The sequence below is a fragment of the Streptomyces sp. NBC_01363 genome (assembly GCF_026340595.1).
Classification (GTDB): domain Bacteria; phylum Actinomycetota; class Actinomycetes; order Streptomycetales; family Streptomycetaceae; genus Streptomyces.
This window is the reverse complement of the sequence record NZ_JAPEPF010000001.1, coordinates 190825-204024: the sequence shown is the minus strand read 5'-3', so window position 1 is coordinate 204024 and position 13200 is coordinate 190825. Positions and strand designations below refer to the sequence as shown.

Genomic DNA, 13200 nt, shown 5'->3' with positions numbered 1-13200 from the left:
GCGGTCAGTGGGACGAGCCCGAGAGCTGGAGCCCGATCACCCCGAGAATCACCAGGGAGATCGAGACCAGCTTGAGGGTGGAGACCACGTCGTCGAGGAAGACCATGCCGTAGATCGCGGTGCCCGCCGCACCGATGCCGGTCCACACCGCGTAGGCGGGCCCCACGTCGAGTTTCTTCAGCGACATCGTCAGCAGCCCGAAGGAGCCGAGGGCGAAGACGCAGAACGCGATGGTCGGCCAGAGCCGGGTGAAGCCGTGCGAGAGTTTCAGACAGACGGCGAAGCCGGTCTCCAGAAGTCCTGCGACCACGACCAGCAGCCACGCCATCGTCAGTGCCCTCCCACGTCGGTGACCGCCTTGCCACACTGGGTGTGATTATGCATTTACCGGCGGCGGTAGATCGCAAACGTGCCCCGGTCAGTCGCCTTCGCGTCGTTCCCGGGTGGACAGCAGCCGGCGCAGCGAGTCCAGCCGGGCCGGATCGGCGTGGCCCTCCGCCACCCAGGCGTCCAGGGCGCATTCCGGTTGTTGGCTGTCGTGGGTGCAGCCGCGCGGGCAGCCCTCGGTGCCGGGCTCCAGGTCCGGGAACGCGTGGATCACTCGGGACGGGTCGATGTGGTTGAGCCCGAAGGAGCGGACACCGGGGGTGTCGATCACCCAGCCGCGGTAGTCGGGCAGCGGCAGCGCCAGCGCCGACGTGGTGGTGTGCCGGCCGCGGCCGGTGACCGCGTTGACCACTCCCGTGGTACGCCGCCGGTCCTTCGGCACCAGCGCGTTGACCAGCGTGGTCTTGCCGACGCCGGAGTGCCCGACGAAGGCGGTGACCCGGTCGTGCAGCTGCTCGCGGACCCGCTCGGCCGCGTCGCCGTTCTCCAGCTCCTCGCGGCTGGTCACGATGAACGGGACGCCCAGCGGGGTGTACGCCTCCAGCAGTTTGTCCGGGGAGGCCAGATCGGACTTGGTGAGGACCAGGAGCGGGGAGAGCCCGCCGTCGTACGCAGCGACCAGACAGCGGTCGATCATCCGCGGACGGGGTTCCGGATCGGCCAGCGCGGTGACGATCGCCAGCTGGTCGGCGTTGGCGACGACCACCCGCTCGAACGGATCGTCGTCGTCCGCGGTCCGGCGCAGCACCGAGCGGCGCTCACCGATGCGGACGATGCGGGCGAGGGTGTCCTTGTCGCCGGAGAGATCACCGACGATGGAGACCGTGTCACCCACCACGGCGGCCTTCCGGCCCAGCTCACGGGCCTTCATCGCCATGACCGTACGGCCGTCGACGAGACAGGTGAGGCGGCCGCGGTCGACGGTGAGGACCATGCCCTCCTCGGCGTCCTCGTGCTTCGGGCGGGTATGGGTGCGAGGCCGGTTGCCCTTCGGGTTGGGGCGGAACCGGATGTCGTCCTCGTCGGGGTTCTTGCCGTAGCGGCGCATGTCTCAGGCCCCGAGCATTCCGGTCCACATCTGCGGGAAGTCCGGCAGGGTCTTGGCGGTTGTCGCCACGTTCTCGATCTCCACTCCGGGGACGGCAAGGCCGATGATCGACCCCGCGGTTGCCATCCGGTGGTCGTCGTACGTATGGAAGGTACCGCCGTGCAGCGGCCTGGGCCGGATGTGGAGGCCGTCGGCGGTCTCGGTGACATCGCCGCCGAGCTCGTTGATCTCCTTGGTGAGCGCGGCCAGCCGGTCCGTCTCGTGCAGCCGCAGATGGGCGACACCGCTCAGGGTGGACGGCGCGTCGGCCAGCGCCGCGACCGCCGCGATGCCGGGGGTGAGCTCGCCGACCTCGCCGAGGTCGACGTCGATGCCGTGGATACGGCCCGAACCGGTGAAGGTGAGGCCGTGCTCGGTCAGCTCGCAGCTGCCGCCCATCGCCGTGAAGATCTCCCGCAGCGCGTCGCCCGGCTGGGTGGTGCGCTCGGGCCAGTCGGGGATGGTGACCCGGCCGCCGGTGACCAGCGCGGCCGCGAGGAACGGCTGGGCGTTGGAGAGATCGGGCTCGATGGTCAGATCACGGCCCAGCAGGGCCGAGTGGGAGACCCGCCAGACGTTCGGCTCGCCGCCCGTCTCCGGCTCGTCGACCTGCGCACCGACCGCCCGCAGCATGTCGACGGTCATCCGGATGTGCGGCATGGAGGGGAGCCTGGCGCCGGTGTGGCGCACCTCCACCCCCTGGTTGTAGCGCGGCGCCGACAGCAGCAGCGCCGAGACGAACTGGGAGGACGAGGAGGCGTCGATCGCCACCGGTCCGCCGTCCAGCGCGCCGCCGCCGTGCACCGTCATCGGCAGCGAGCCGCGCCCCTCGTCGTCGATCCGGGCGCCGAGCACCCGCAGCGCGTCGATCACGCCGGTCAGCGGGCGCTCGTACGAACGCGGGTCGCCGTCGAAGCGGACCGGGCCGTCGGCGAGGGCCGCGACCGGCGGCAGGAAGCGCATGACCGTGCCGGCGTTGCCGACGTCGACCGTGGTGGGGCCGTGCAGTCCGGCCGGGATGACCCGCCAGGCCTCGCCGGAGCCGTCCGGCCCCACGCCCTCCTCGATGCCGACGCCCATCGCGCGCAGCGCCTCGGCCATCAGCAGGGTGTCGCGGGAGCGCAGCGGGCGGCGCAGCCAGCCGGGCTCGGCGGCGAGCGCGGCGAGGACGAGCGCGCGATTGGTGACCGATTTCGATCCGGGCACGGTGACGGTCGCGTCGACGGCCCCGGTCGCATGCGGGGCGGGCCAGAGGGCGGGGTGCACGGAACTATCGGTCATGGCCCTTACTTTAGTGGCTCACCGCAAACCCGAATCTCGATCAAATGGGTCGAAACAGGGGCGTAACCCAAGCGTGGTAGAAGCCGTCGGCCGGGTACGGGCGCTCCGGTGCCGCCGGCCCTCACATCCCGAGCAGCCAGCGCCCGCCGCCGATCAGCGAGCAGAGCGACACCGCGTGGAAGAGGAAGAGCCAGAGCGCGGCCGGTACGTCCGTCAGCCGGGACAGCTGGTCCGCGTCCGAGTCCGGCGCACCGCCGTACCGCCGCTTGGACTGGAGCTCGAAGGCCGGGCGCACGCCGCCGAGCAGCAGGAACCAGACCACGGTGTACGCGAACAGCGACTGCCAGGCCGGTGAGGCCAGCCAGGACACCAGCAGGAAGGCCGATCCGGTGAAGATCACCGTCAGTGCCCCGTACACATTGCGGATCATCACCAGCATCACCGCGAGCAGCGCGGTGGCCACCCACAGCAGCAGCGTGATCCTGCCGTCGACCAGCAGCCACGCGCCGCCCAGGCCCAGCAGCGGCGGGGCGGTGTAGCCGGCGGCTGCGGTGAGGATCATGCCGATACCGGTCGGCTTGCCGCGGCTGACGGTCAGGCCGCTGGTGTCCGAGTGCAGCCGGATGCCGGACAGCTGTCGTCCGGTGAGCAGCGCGATCAGCCCGTGCCCGCCCTCGTGCGCGATGGTGATCGCGTTGCGGGTCAGCCGCCATATCGGGTTCGGCACGACGGCGATCAGTGCGAGCGTGCCCGTCACCACCACGAGCCACTGCTCGGGGGCGGGCTGGGTGCCGAACACGCGGTCCCACAGATTGCCCAGATCGGTGCTGTCCATGGTGTGGGCGGCTCCTCGTGGTTTCGGCTTGCGGTATCGGCATCTTGTCGGCGTGGCGGTCGTGGCAGTCTGGCACTTATGTGCGGACGGTATGCAGCGAGTCGGCGGCCCGAGGATCTGACCGGACTCTTCCAGGTCGAGAAGTGGGAACCGGCGGAGGCCCTGGCCCCCGACTGGAACGTGGCGCCCACCAAGGAGGTCTACGCCGTACTGGAGCGCCCTCTGAAAGACGCAGACGATCAGCGTCCGGTTCGCCAGATGCGCGCGCTGAAGTGGGGACTCGTACCGTCCTGGGCGAAGTCGCCGGAGGGCGCCGCACGGATGATCAACGCCCGCGCGGAGACCGTCCACGAGAAGCCGTCCTTCCGCCGTCCCTTCGTCTCCCGGCGCTGCATCCTGCCCGCCGACGGCTACTACGAGTGGGTCACCGGCGCGGATGAACGGCAGTTGGAGGAGAAGGGGAAGAAGAAGCGCCCGCGCAAGCAGCCGTACTTCGTGACACCCGCCGACGGATCGGTCTTCGCGATGGCCGGGCTCTACGAGTTCTGGCGCGACCGGACCCTGCCGGACGACCACCCGATGGCCTGGTGGGTGACCTGCTCGGTGATCACGACCGAGGCGGAGACCACCCCGCTCGCCGTCGCCCCCGCCGACGGCCCGGCCGCGCTCGCCGACATCCACCCCCGGATGCCGCTGATGCTGACCCCGGACCGCTGGGACGCCTGGCTCGACCCGTCGCGCACCGACGTCGAGGAGCTGAAGGCCCTGCTCGCACCGCCGCCGGGCGGGCTGATGCGGGCCTATCCGGTGGCCACGGCCGTCAGCAACGTCCGCAACAACGGCCCCGAGCTGCTGGAGGAGCTGGCCGCCCCGGAAGTGAGCACGCTCTTCTGAGCAAGCACGCTTTCCCGGGCAGTCGGCTCCCCAGCAGTCGGCCTCCCGAGCTCTCGGCGGGGAGGATGGGGTGCGTGAGTACTACAGAGACGGGCCGCGGAGCCGAGGCGGCCGAAATGGTCGACACCGATGCCGGACCGGCCAGGATCACCTGGTTCCCCGCGACGGGCACGACGAAGGCCGGGAAGGCCCGGCTGGTCCTCGCTCTCGGCCACGGCGCCGGCGGCGGCATCGAGGCCCGCGACCTCCAGGCACTGGCCGCCGCGCTGCCCGCCCACGGGGTGACCGTCGCCCTGGTGGAGCAGCCGTGGCGGGTGGCCGGGAAGCGGCTCGCGCCCGCCCCGAAGACCCTGGACACCGGGTGGCGGGGGCTGTGGCCCGCGCTCACCGCCGCCGGGCCGCCCGTCGTCGCGGGCGGCCGCAGTGCCGGGGCCCGGGTGGCCTGCCGGACCGCCGCGGAGCTAGGCGCCCGCGCCGTCCTCGCGCTCAGCTTCCCGCTGCACCCTCCGGGCAGGCCGGAGAAGTCCCGCGCGGACGAGCTCCTCGGCTCCGGCGTCCCCACGCTTGTCGTGCAGGGCGGCCACGACCCGTTCGGGCGGCCCGCCGAATTCCCGCCGGGGGAGTACGGAATCGCCGAGGTGCCGTACGGCGACCACGGGTTCGCCGTACCGAAGAAGGCCGGTCCGGGCCAGGACGAGGCGATGGGGATCCTGACCGCCGCCGTGACCGGATGGCTGGCCGCCCTCGTGTGACGTACACCCCGGGAATGTTGCGCGGGGGGCCACTGTTGTGGGTGTCATCGGTACATCAACGTCGTACGTGGAGAGGGAGTCCGTCGCATGGGTTCGACCATCTGCCCGCGCCGCTCGAACGCCGCTGACCTGGAGTGGACGGTGCTGCACGCGGCCAAGACCACTCCCGAGCGGGCCCTGGGCGGATCGGATCGACAGCCCGTCTCGAAGCAAGGTCGACTATTCTCCGATTCGAGCGGGTCCGGTTTCGGTTCCGCCACAGCGTTGGAGGAGGTGGGTCCGGTCACTGGGACCGACACAGGGACCGACGACGGCCGCGCACAGGAGACGCCCGCCGAGCGCAACGCGCGCTTCGAACGGGACGCTCTCGGTTTCCTCGACCAGATGTACTCGGCCGCGCTGCGCATGACGCGCAACCCCGCGGACGCCGAGGACCTGGTCCAGGAGACGTATGCCAAGGCGTACGGTTCCTTCCACCAGTTCCGTGAGGGCACCAACCTCAAGGCGTGGATGTACCGCATCCTCACCAACACGTTCATCAACTCGTACCGCAAGAAGCAGCGCGAACCCCAGCGCAGCGCCGCCGAGGAGATCGAGGACTGGCAGCTGGCGCGCGCCGAGTCGCACATGTCGACCGGTCTGCGCTCCGCCGAGTCGCAGGCGCTCGACCACCTGCCGGACTCCGACGTGAAGTCCGCTCTGCAGGCGATCCCCGAAGAGTTCCGCATCGCCGTGTATCTCGCCGATGTCGAGGGCTTTGCCTACAAGGAGATCGCGGACATCATGGGGACTCCCATCGGTACGGTGATGTCCCGACTGCACCGGGGCCGCCGCCAACTGCGCGGCATGCTGGAGGACTACGCCCGTGAGCGCGGGCTCGTCCCGGCCGGTGCCGGAGAGTCGGACGATCGGAAAGGCTCGGGCTCATGAGCTGCGGAGAGCCGCACGAGACGGACTGCTCGGAAGTCCTCGATCATCTCTATGAGTTTCTCGACCATGAGATGCCCGACAGCGACTGCACCAAGTTCGAGGTGCACTTCGAGGAGTGCTCCCCGTGCCTGGAGAAGTACGGTCTGGAGCAGGCCGTCAAGAAGCTGGTGAAGCGCTGCTGCGGCCAGGACGACGTGCCGAGTGATCTGCGGTCCAAGGTGATGGGCCGGATCGATCTGATCCGCTCGGGGCAGGTCGTGCCCGAACAGGACGTGACGGCCGCGGGAAGCGAACAGCCGACCGCCGCCAAGGAGTGACACCCGGCGGCCGATCGGTACCGGCCGCCGCCACCGAATCACCCGAATGTGCTAATCGGGCTCATCGACGCTCGACCGGTTGCACAACTCGCTAGCCTGGCGCCTCCATTGACCATGTTGGGGGGCGGGCCGAGCGGGTGAGAGCCACACGCGGGGCGGCGCGCGCGTACATTCCGGCGGTCGCGGCGGGCGCCCTGCTCTGCGTGCTCCCCGCGTTGCGGAGCGGTGCGGGGACCCCGTGGGTCACCGTCGCACTGCTCACCGGGCTCTATCTCGTCTGCGAACTCCCCGGGCGCTGCCCCTTCTTCGGCAGCTCCGTGCCGATCCGTGCCGGATCGTTCTTTCCGCTGCTGCTCGCCGCCGCCCTTCTGCTGCCGCCCGCCGCGGCCGCCCTCGTCGCGGTGCCCGGATCGCTCGTCGGCCGGGTGGAACAGCCGCCCGCCATCGCGCGGCGCGTCTGGCGGGCCGCGCAGCTCGCCGTCACGGTCTGGGCGGCCTCGTCCGTCCACGGACTGCTCGGCGGACCCGCCACGCTCGGCGGCATCGGTACCGGCCCGGACCGGATCCCCGACCTTCCCTGCGCGATCCTGCCCGCCTGCGCCGCCGCCCTGGCCTTCAGCCTCGTCCTGACCGCGCTGGACGGCTCCATCCTGGTCGCGGCCGAACGGCTGCCCCTGCGGCGGGCCTGGAGCGGGCTGCTGCCCCGCTCGCTGGGGCCGCATCTGGTGCACGGACTCGCCGGGCTGATGATGGCGGTCCTGTGGCGGGGCCCGTACGGGCCGCTGTCCGCGCTCATCGTCCTGCTGCCGATGTACATCTCCTGCTGGGTCTTCGCCCAGTACCACCGCGAGCACGCCGCCCACCGCGCCACCATCAGGGCGCTGGTGCAGGCCGTCGACATCAAGGACACCTACACCCGCGGCCACAGCGAACGGGTCGGGCGGGCCTCCGTCCTCATCGCCCGCGAACTCGGTATGGACCAGGACCGCCTGGAGGTCGTCCGGTTCGCCGGCATCCTGCACGACGTCGGCAAGCTCGGCGTCCCCACCCGGGTGCTCCGCAAGGACGGGCCGCTCACGCCGGAGGAGCGACAGGTGATCGAACTGCATCCGGAGTACGGGCACGAGATCGTCCGCGGCATCGGATTCCTCGGCGAGGCGCGGGCCGCGATCCTGCACCACCACGAACGGCTCGACGGCAGCGGCTATCCGTACGGGCTCAGCGGGCGCGAGATCCCGGAGTTCGCCCGGGTGGTCGCGGTGGCGGACGCCTTCGACGCGATGACCTCGACCCGTTCGTACCGGCGGGGCAGACCGGTACCGGCCGCGCTGGAGGAGCTGAAGCGGTGCGCGGGCACGCAGTTCGACCCGCAGATGGTCCGGGCGCTGGTGCGTGGTCTCGAACGGCACGGCTGGTCGGCGGTGACGACGGCCGTGACGGCGGACGAGGCCGGGGTCCCGAGGCCGAGGGGCGAGGACGCGGGGGCCTTCCCCGGCCGCCCGTCGGATCGTCCCGGGCCGCCCGGCGGGCTCGACCGCGTACCCTCCCCGCAGCCGTCGGCGGACGGGCTCGGCGCCGTGTCCGGTCCGCAGTCGCCCGCGGACCGCCGCCGATGATCCGGGCCAGGGCCGGGACACGGCTGCCGCCCGTAGTCCTCGCCGTCCGCGCCGCCGCGGCCCTGCTCGCCGTCGCCGGGCTCGGACACACCCTCTGGGACGGCGTCCACGACCCCGGCCACGCCCTCGCCTTCGGGGTGCTCATCACGGTGGGCGAACTGGCCCGCTGGGGCGCGCTGCCCGGTGAGCGCGAGCCCGCGCCGCTCGGGGCCGCCGGGGCACTCGCGTACGCCCTCCTCGGCCGCAGCGGCGGCGAGGCGACCGCGCACGGTGTCCTCCAGGTGATCGCCGTGCTCGTCGCGGCACAGCTGGTCGCCTGTGTGCCCCATGTGGCGCGTGGCACGGGACCCGCACCCGACCGGGTGGCCCGCCGCGTCCTGACCGTCACCTTCGCCGCCGTGTGCTTCCAGCCGCTGTACAACAGCGGCCGCAGCGGGAGCTGGTTCGGCGAAGGGCCGTACTACGTGCTCGTCCTGCTCCTGTTCCTCGTCCTGACCGCGTTGTGCGACGCCGTGCTCGCGGCCCTGCTGCTGCGCTCGTACACCCGCCATCCCTATCCGCCGCTGCTCCGGGATGAGCTGCGCGGTCTCATCGGCATCGGGTCGGCGGTCTGTGCGACCGGGGTCGTGATGGCCCTCGGGGTGGCCGTCGCCGGGCTGTGGGCGCTGCCGGTCCTGTGCGTACCGCTGCTGCTGACCCAGGTCTCGTTCCGCCGGTTCGTCGCCGTGCGCACCACGTACCGGCAGACCATCGCCTCGCTCGCCAGGTCCACCGAGATCGCCGGGTACACCCCGCACGGGCATGCCCGCAGGGTCGCGGTGCTCTGCCGGGCCGTCGGCCGTGAGCTGGGGCTCTCCGGGATCCGGCTGACCGTGCTGGAGCACGCCGCCCTGATGCACGACATCGGACAGCTCTCGCTCGTCGACCCGGTCCCGGACGGGGCGACGGCCACCCTGCCCGCCGCCGAGCAGCGCCGCATCGCGCTGCTCGGCGGCGCCGTGGTCCGGCAGACCGGGGTGGACACCGAGGTCGCCGTCGTCGTGGAACGGCAGGCCGACCCCTATCGCGAGCAGCCGTTGTCCGCCAGGATCGTCAGGGTCGTCAACGCATACGACGACCTCTGCGGGGAAAGTCTCATCGGGCCGCTGGGCGCGCTGGAACAACTCAGGCTCGGTACCGCCCACGACTATCAGCCCGAAGTCGTGGAATCACTGGCCAGGGTCCTGTCCCGGGGCGGTCCGGCCCCGGTCCTGCCCGGGTAACCCATGGGTAATGAGCGGGCGTCCGGTCCGGCATGGTTGGATGCGAAGAAGAGCGGAAAACGAGGGTGTCCAGTCGGGACAGGCGGGAATCGTGAGGATCTTCGGGAAGGTACGGCATCGGCCCTCCGCCTCTTGGCGGCAGGCCACCGACCGCGCGTTCACGCTGATCGGCGACGGCCGGTACGAGGACGCGGGTGCACTGCTGACACGTGCGGCGGACCTGGAACCCTGGCTCTCCGAGTCGTGGTTCAACCTGGCGCTGCTGCACAAATTCCGGCATGACTGGGAACAGGCGAGAGCCGCCGGCCTGCGGGCCGTCGCGCTGCTCGACAGGGAATCCGGCGCTCCCGACTGGTGGAACGTCGGGATCGCCGCCACCGCGCTGCAGGACTGGCCGCTGGCCCGCCGGGCCTGGCAGGCGTACGGCCTGAAGGTGCCGGGCGCCGGCCAGCACACCTCGGCGGCCAACAGCGAGCCGGTCGGCATGGAGCTGGGCAGCGCCGCGGTACGGCTGTCGCCGGAGGGCGAGGCCGAGGTCGTGTGGGGCCGCAGGCTCGATCCGGCCCGGATGGAGGTGCTCTCCATTCCGCTGCCGTCGTCCGGCCGCCGCTGGGGCGAGGTCGTCCTGCACGACGGGGTGCCGCACGGCGAGCGGGTCACCGCGGCCGGGCCCTCGTACCCCGTCTTCGACGAGATCGAGCTGTGGGCGCCGTCCCCCGTGCCCACCTGGGTGGTGCTGCTCGAAGCGGCCACCGAGGCGGACCGGGACGCGCTGGAGCAGCTGGCGTCCGACGCCGGGTTCGCCGCCGAGGACTGGTCGTCCTCCGTGCGGCTGCTCTGCCGGGCCTGCTCGGAGAGCCGGATGGAGAGCGACGAGGGCGACGGCGAGCACCTCGACCCGCACGACCACAGCGAACCGGGGCATCCGGGCCCGCTGGGCCACCGCACCGCCGGTGAGCTGTGGGTGCCCGAACGGGAGTGCGGGATAGCGGCACCGGCCGGTCTGGTGCGAGGTCTGCTGGACGGCTGGGTGGCGGACAGCCCGGACAGCCGTGAGTGGCGGGATCTCGAAGAAGTCTGCTGACCGGTGCCCGTAGGCTGTACGGGCACCGGTCGCGGTGCTCGGGTGCCCGGCCCCGGAACTGTCGGATGACCGGGTTTCAGGTTTGAGGAAGGCGTACGGCGGACATGGCGCAGCAGGAGACGGACGAGCAGATCAGCGTCGACGACGAGGGTTTCGTCGTGGACACGGAGGACTGTGAGGCGCGCGAGGCGGCCTATCGCGAGCGCGGTACCTCCCGTCCGATCACGGTCGTGGGCAACCCGGTGCTCCACAAGGAGTGCAAGGACGTCACCGCGTTCGACGACGAGCTGGGCCGGTTGATCGACGACATGTTCGCGAGCCAGCGGACGGCGGAGGGCGTGGGCCTGGCCGCCAACCAGATCGGCGTCGACCTCAAGGTCTTCGTCTACGACTGCCCGGACGACGAGGGCGTGCGGCACGTCGGCGCCGTCTGCAACCCGGTGCTCGAAGAGCTGGCGCCCGAGGACCGGGTCCTGGACGACTCCAACGAGGGCTGCCTCTCCGTCCCGACGGCGTACGCCTCGCTGGCCCGCCCGGACTACGCGGTGGTGCGCGGACAGGACGCCAAGGGCAACCCGGTCAAGATCCGGGGCAACGGCTACTTCGCCCGCTGCCTCCAGCACGAGACGGACCACCTGTACGGCTACCTGTACATCGACCGGCTCTCGAAGCGGGACCGCAAGGACGCGCTGCGGCAGATGGCGGAGAACACGCCGCGCTACGAGATCGTGCCGAACGACTGAGTGCGCAGCCGACCGTCACCGACGGGCCCGGTCCTTCTCGCGAGGAGGGCCGGGCCCGTCGGGCTTCAACCCCGGATGACCGCCAACTGCCATTCATCCGTGGGTAGTTGACGCGCGTCGACTCGTCCGACAGGCTCTCTCCCCATATCTCCGTCACGGTAGGGAGCCCCCATGCTCAGACGTACCGCACGACTCCTGCTCGGACTTGTCATGACCATGGCTTTTGCCTGGGGTGGTGCCGTGGTGACCGCCGGCACCGCACAGGCCGACGGCTGCTACACCTGGACCCGCACGATGTCCCCCGGTGCCACCGGCAACGACGTCGTCCAGCTCCAGATCCGGGTGGCCGGCTACCCCGGCTACAACTCCGTACTCGCCGTCGACGGCTCCTACGGGCCGGCCACCACCGCCGCCGTCAAGCGCTTCCAGGCCGCCTACGGCCTCGCCGCCGACGGCATCGCGGGCCCGGCCACCCAGGCCAAGATCTACCAGCTCCAGGACAACGACTGCACCCCGGCGCACTTCACGTACGCCGAGCACAACCAGTGCAACTCGACCTGGGCAGGTGGTGCCGTCGCGGCGGGCACGGCGAAGGCCAACGCGCTGAGCACCATGTGGAAGCTGGAGGCGCTGCGGCACGCGCTCGGTGACCAGTCCATCCGGATCACCAGCGGCTTCCGCTCCGCGTCCTGCAACAGCGCGGTCGGCGGCGCGTCCAACAGCCGCCACATGTACGGCGACGCGGCCGACCTGGGCGCCGGGCCGCACTCCCTGTGCACCCTCGCCAAGCAGGCCCGCAATCACGGTTTCAACGGGATCCTCGGCCCGGGTTACCCGGACCACGGTGACCACATCCACGTCAACCAGGGCCCCAGCCACTACTGGTCGGCGCCGAACTGCGGCGTCTGACGTGCGAGGGCCCCGTGCGCCGGTTCCGTCCGAACCGGCGTACGGGGCCCTTTGTTGGACGATTGATCCGACGTCAGATCTGTTGGGGGTCGGGCGTGGATGAGGGGTCAGGTCACTTCGACCATCGCGCCGGGGCCACGGAAAGTCCGACGGTAGGCGTTCGGCGTGGTGCCCAAGGAGCGTACGAACTGGTGGCGCAGTGCGGCGGCGGTCCCGAAGCCGGTGCGTCCGGCGATCGTGTCCACCGTTTCGTCGGATGTCTCCAGCAGGTGCTGTGCCAGCAGCACCCGCTGGCGCAGCAGCCAGCGGTACGGAGTGGTGCCCGTCTCCTGCTGGAAGCGGCGGGCGAAGGTGCGCGGCGACATGTGTGCCTGGGCGGCGAGCTGCTCGACGGTCATCTCCTGGTCGATGTGGCGCTCCATCCAGACCAGCGTCTCGCCGACGGTGTCGCAGGGGGTGCGGGGCAGCGGCCGTTCGATGTACTGCGCCTGGCCGCCGTCCCGGTGCGGCGGCACCACCATGCGGCGGGCGATCGCGTTGGCGGCGTCGGGGCCGTACGCCTGCCGGACCAGGTGCAGACAGGCGTCGATCCCGGCCGCCGTGCCCGCCGAGGTGATGACCTGGCCCTCGTCCACGTACAGCACATCGGGTTCGACGACGGCCCGCGGATAGCGGCGGGCCAGCTCCGGGGCGTGGCGCCAGTGGGTGGTGCAGCGGCGCCCGTCGAGCAGCCCGGCCGCGCCGAGCACGTACGCGCCGGAGCAGACGCTCAGCACCCGGGCGCCCCGGTCCACCGCCCGACGCAGGGCGCCGAGCACCTCCTCGGGGTACTCCCGGTCCATGAAGTGGCTGCCGGCCGGTACGGCGATGAGGTCGGCCTCCTCCAGGCGGTCGAGGCCGTGCGGCGTACTGATGGTGAAGCCGGCATGGGTCCGGAGCACCGGGCCCTCGGCGGAGACCACCGCGAAATCGTGGACCGGCAGTCCCTCGTCGCTGCGGTCGAGGCCGAAGACCTCGCACAGCACGCCCAGTTCGAAGGGGTGGACCTCGTCGAGCAGCAGAGCGGCGACATTTTTCAGCATGGAGCCAGTGTGGCAGTAATT

Annotated in this window: 14 protein-coding genes; 9 read left to right on the top strand and 5 right to left on the bottom strand. The window is 71.4% G+C overall.

Features of this window, described 5'->3' with window-relative positions; genetic code table 11:
• Positions 1–4: 4 nt before the first annotated feature.
• The 4 genes from OG611_RS00925 to OG611_RS00910 form a co-directional block, all read right to left on the bottom strand.
• Positions 5–328, bottom strand: coding sequence for a multidrug efflux SMR transporter (locus tag OG611_RS00925; RefSeq protein WP_266414540.1), 324 nt, complete (start codon positions 326–328; stop codon positions 5–7).
• Positions 329–418: 90 nt separating this feature from the next.
• The gene (gene rsgA / locus OG611_RS00920) at positions 419–1435 is read right to left on the bottom strand and encodes a ribosome small subunit-dependent GTPase A (protein ID WP_266414537.1); all 1017 of its coding nucleotides are present in this window, start codon (positions 1433–1435) and stop codon (positions 419–421) included.
• Between the two features lie 3 nt (positions 1436–1438).
• Entirely contained in the window at positions 1439–2755 is a 1317-nt protein-coding gene (aroA, locus tag OG611_RS00915) for a 3-phosphoshikimate 1-carboxyvinyltransferase (RefSeq protein ID WP_266414534.1), read from the bottom strand.
• A 121-nt stretch (positions 2756–2876) separates the two neighbouring features.
• A complete protein-coding gene (locus OG611_RS00910; RefSeq protein ID WP_266414532.1) occupies positions 2877–3590 on the bottom strand; it encodes a M50 family metallopeptidase in 714 nt (237 codons plus the stop codon).
• Positions 3591–3668: 78 nt separating this feature from the next.
• On the opposite strand from OG611_RS00910, the gene OG611_RS00905 reads away from it, so the two are divergent.
• The 9 genes from OG611_RS00905 to OG611_RS00865 all read left to right on the top strand — a co-directional run bounded on the left by OG611_RS00905 (position 3669) and on the right by OG611_RS00865 (position 12097).
• Entirely contained in the window at positions 3669–4484 is an 816-nt protein-coding gene (locus OG611_RS00905) for an SOS response-associated peptidase (protein WP_266414530.1), read from the top strand.
• Between the two features lie 116 nt (positions 4485–4600).
• Positions 4601–5236, top strand: a complete 636-nt coding sequence (locus tag OG611_RS00900; RefSeq protein ID WP_266425428.1) for an alpha/beta family hydrolase — start codon at positions 4601–4603, stop codon at positions 5234–5236.
• Positions 5237–5509: 273 nt separating this feature from the next.
• Entirely contained in the window at positions 5510–6166 is a 657-nt protein-coding gene (locus OG611_RS00895; RefSeq protein WP_266425425.1) for a sigma-70 family RNA polymerase sigma factor, read from the top strand.
• On the top strand, positions 6163–6483 hold the full coding sequence (rsrA, locus tag OG611_RS00890) for a mycothiol system anti-sigma-R factor (protein ID WP_266414528.1): 321 nt from the start codon (positions 6163–6165) through the stop codon (positions 6481–6483). The genes OG611_RS00895 and rsrA overlap by 4 nt, the downstream gene beginning before the upstream one ends.
• 137 nt (positions 6484–6620) lie before the next feature.
• On the top strand, positions 6621–8099 hold the full coding sequence (locus OG611_RS00885) for an HD-GYP domain-containing protein (protein WP_266414526.1): 1479 nt from the start codon (positions 6621–6623) through the stop codon (positions 8097–8099).
• Positions 8096–9361 carry an HD-GYP domain-containing protein gene (locus OG611_RS00880; protein WP_266414523.1) on the top strand — a complete coding sequence of 422 codons (1266 nt, stop codon included), beginning with the start codon at positions 8096–8098 and terminating at the stop codon, positions 9359–9361. Before OG611_RS00885 ends, OG611_RS00880 begins: the two co-directional genes overlap by 4 nt.
• A 91-nt stretch (positions 9362–9452) precedes the next feature.
• Positions 9453–10445 (top strand): hypothetical protein, encoded by a 993-nt coding sequence (locus OG611_RS00875; protein ID WP_266414521.1) that lies wholly within the window; start codon positions 9453–9455, stop codon positions 10443–10445.
• 104 nt (positions 10446–10549) lie between these two features.
• Positions 10550–11188 carry a peptide deformylase gene (def, locus tag OG611_RS00870; protein ID WP_266414518.1) on the top strand — a complete coding sequence of 213 codons (639 nt, stop codon included), beginning with the start codon at positions 10550–10552 and terminating at the stop codon, positions 11186–11188.
• Positions 11189–11359: 171 nt separating this feature from the next.
• On the top strand, positions 11360–12097 hold the full coding sequence (locus OG611_RS00865) for a D-Ala-D-Ala carboxypeptidase family metallohydrolase (protein WP_266414516.1): 738 nt from the start codon (positions 11360–11362) through the stop codon (positions 12095–12097).
• 107 nt (positions 12098–12204) lie between these two features.
• Here OG611_RS00865 and OG611_RS00860 read toward each other — a convergent pair whose 3' ends face one another.
• Complete coding sequence (locus OG611_RS00860; RefSeq protein WP_266414514.1) at positions 12205–13179, bottom strand: GlxA family transcriptional regulator; 975 nt, start codon at positions 13177–13179, stop codon at positions 12205–12207.
• Positions 13180–13200 lie beyond the last annotated feature (21 nt).

What these genes read in the sequence shown, in the direction of transcription:
- OG611_RS00925 (WP_266414540.1), bottom strand. Translation starts at nt 328, where the DNA reads ATGGCGTGGCTGCTGGTCGTGGTCGCAGGACTTCTGGAGACCGGCTTC.
- rsgA (WP_266414537.1), bottom strand. Translation starts at nt 1,435, where the DNA reads ATGCGCCGCTACGGCAAGAACCCCGACGAGGACGACATCCGGTTCCGC.
- aroA (WP_266414534.1), bottom strand. Translation starts at nt 2,755, where the DNA reads ATGACCGATAGTTCCGTGCACCCCGCCCTCTGGCCCGCCCCGCATGCG.
- OG611_RS00910 (WP_266414532.1), bottom strand. Translation starts at nt 3,590, where the DNA reads ATGGACAGCACCGATCTGGGCAATCTGTGGGACCGCGTGTTCGGCACC.
- OG611_RS00905 (WP_266414530.1), top strand. Translation starts at nt 3,669, where the DNA reads ATGTGCGGACGGTATGCAGCGAGTCGGCGGCCCGAGGATCTGACCGGA.
- OG611_RS00900 (WP_266425428.1), top strand. Translation starts at nt 4,601, where the DNA reads ATGGTCGACACCGATGCCGGACCGGCCAGGATCACCTGGTTCCCCGCG.
- rsrA (WP_266414528.1), top strand. Translation starts at nt 6,163, where the DNA reads ATGAGCTGCGGAGAGCCGCACGAGACGGACTGCTCGGAAGTCCTCGAT.
- OG611_RS00880 (WP_266414523.1), top strand. Translation starts at nt 8,096, where the DNA reads ATGATCCGGGCCAGGGCCGGGACACGGCTGCCGCCCGTAGTCCTCGCC.
- def (WP_266414518.1), top strand. Translation starts at nt 10,550, where the DNA reads ATGGCGCAGCAGGAGACGGACGAGCAGATCAGCGTCGACGACGAGGGT.
- OG611_RS00865 (WP_266414516.1), top strand. Translation starts at nt 11,360, where the DNA reads ATGCTCAGACGTACCGCACGACTCCTGCTCGGACTTGTCATGACCATG.
- OG611_RS00860 (WP_266414514.1), bottom strand. Translation starts at nt 13,179, where the DNA reads ATGCTGAAAAATGTCGCCGCTCTGCTGCTCGACGAGGTCCACCCCTTC.